Origin of the sequence: Streptomyces sp. NPDC058221 (assembly GCF_042882365.1) — a bacterium.
Lineage (GTDB): Bacteria > Actinomycetota > Actinomycetes > Streptomycetales > Streptomycetaceae > Streptomyces.
On record NZ_JBHVWF010000316.1, the window covers coordinates 1 to 1,518 of the forward strand.

3 protein-coding genes are annotated in these 1,518 nt (G+C 67.4%); 2 read left to right on the forward strand and 1 reads right to left on the reverse strand.

All coding sequences use genetic code 11. From position 1 onward, the window contains the following. Nucleotides 1–46: 46 nt before the first annotated feature. Nucleotides 47–289: a hypothetical protein gene (locus ACFVW8_RS39120; RefSeq protein WP_024494175.1), complete on the reverse strand. Its 243-nt coding sequence runs from the start codon at nucleotides 287–289 to the stop codon at nucleotides 47–49. 160 nt (nucleotides 290–449) lie between these two features. Between ACFVW8_RS39120 and ACFVW8_RS39125 the strand changes: the two genes are divergently transcribed. Together ACFVW8_RS39125 and ACFVW8_RS39130 are read left to right on the forward strand one after the other, a co-directional pair. Continuing rightward, nucleotides 450–1,187 carry a rhomboid family intramembrane serine protease gene (locus ACFVW8_RS39125; RefSeq protein WP_389698822.1) on the forward strand — a complete coding sequence of 246 codons (738 nt, stop codon included), beginning with the start codon at nucleotides 450–452 and terminating at the stop codon, nucleotides 1,185–1,187. Next, nucleotides 1,184–1,465 carry an Lrp/AsnC family transcriptional regulator gene (locus ACFVW8_RS39130; RefSeq protein WP_384128843.1) on the forward strand — a complete coding sequence of 94 codons (282 nt, stop codon included), beginning with the start codon at nucleotides 1,184–1,186 and terminating at the stop codon, nucleotides 1,463–1,465. Before ACFVW8_RS39125 ends, ACFVW8_RS39130 begins: the two co-directional genes overlap by 4 nt. Nucleotides 1,466–1,518: the final 53 nt, after the last annotated feature.

Genomic DNA, 1,518 nt, shown 5'->3' on the forward strand with positions numbered 1-1,518 from the left:
CTGCTCCACCATCCGTCACCTCAAACTTTATGTCCGCACGGCCCCGTCAGGAGTCGGCACCCGGCCTGTCGACTAGCTCGATCTGGTCCACCGCGTTGCACCAACGACAGCGCACCGACTCGATGGTCTCACTGACCACCTCGCGTTCCTCGACGCTCGACTCCCCGGCCAGGTCGAGATGGACGTACTCGACGACCTTGGACGAGCGCGTCACGTCGAAACGCGTGAGGTTTCCGCAGAGCGTGCAGCGCCAGCGGGTCGCCTCGGTCGGCTGGGGAACCGTCGTCATCGTTGCGTCCTCTTTCGTAGAGCCTCGTGCTGCCACATAAGGATCTCGCGGTGCGCCGTCGAACTGCGGAAGTCCTGCCGTAACCCTACGGCCTCACCGCTCACCACCGGCACGGCGAGGCGGTCTGTCCCGTTCCCTCCGCTTGCGTCATGCTCTGACCATGATCGATCGGCGGGCTGCGGCCGGCAGACTCCTGCGGGCGGCCACCTCGGGCGGGCCGCCGGTGACATACGCCCTCATCGCGCTGTGCTGTGTGGTCTTCGCGGTCAGCCCGCTCTCCGGCCTCGCCCCGGTGTACGGCAGCGCGGACGCCCTGCTCTCCGCCCAGGCCGGGTACTTCGAGCGCTGGGGCGTGATCCCCGGCGAACTGTGGGACGGCTCCGCACACGCCCTGTTCACCCCGCTCACCGCGCTCTTCGTGCACGGCAGCTGGCTGCATCTGCTCGGCAACATGCTGTTCCTGTACGTGTTCGGGGCAATGACCGAGGAGCGGATGGGCCACACCGAGTTCGCGTTCTTCTACCTCGGCTGCGGCTATCTCGCCCTGCTCGCCTACGCGGCGGCGCACGCCACTTCCGACCAGACGCTCGTCGGCGCGTCGGGCGCGATCTCGGCGGTGCTGGGCGCCTTTCTCTACCTCTTCCCCAGAGCCCGGGTCACCAGCGTGTTCCCGTTCCTGCTCTTCCTGCCGCTGCGCTTCCCCGCCTGGATCGTGCTGATCTTCTGGTTCGTCCTTCAGTGGCTCGCCGCCGAGGGTGCGGGCAGCGGCCCCGGCGTGGCTTATCTCGCCCATGTGGTCGGCTTCGCCGTCGGCTTCCTCTACGCCTGGGGACGTCACGGGCGTGGGGCTAGAGTGAGATCTCCAGCCACGGCCACCGAGGGAGAAAGCCAGCCGTGATCACCGCGATCGTGCTCATCAAAACCAGCGTGGACCGGATCCCCGAGATCGCCGAGGCCGTCGCGGCGCTGGACAGCGTCAGCGAGGTCTTCTCGGTCACCGGTACCTACGACCTGATCGCCATGGTCCGGGTGGCCAAGCACGACGATCTCGCCGATGTCATCCCCGGCCGGATCAGCAAGATCCCCGGCGTCGAGGGGACCGACACCCACGTGGCGTTCCGTACGTACTCGCAGCACGACCTGGAGGCGGCCTTCGCCATCGGTCTGGACGGCTAGTCGCTCCAAGCCTCGTATATACGTCGGGCCGGGTACGGACAGCTGTCCGTACC

Bases quoted from the DNA above. Each gene is read 5' to 3' on its own strand.
- ACFVW8_RS39125 (WP_389698822.1), top strand. From the start codon at position 450: ATGATCGATCGGCGGGCTGCGGCCGGCAGACTCCTGCGGGCGGCCACC.
- ACFVW8_RS39120 (WP_024494175.1), bottom strand. From the start codon at position 289: ATGACGACGGTTCCCCAGCCGACCGAGGCGACCCGCTGGCGCTGCACG.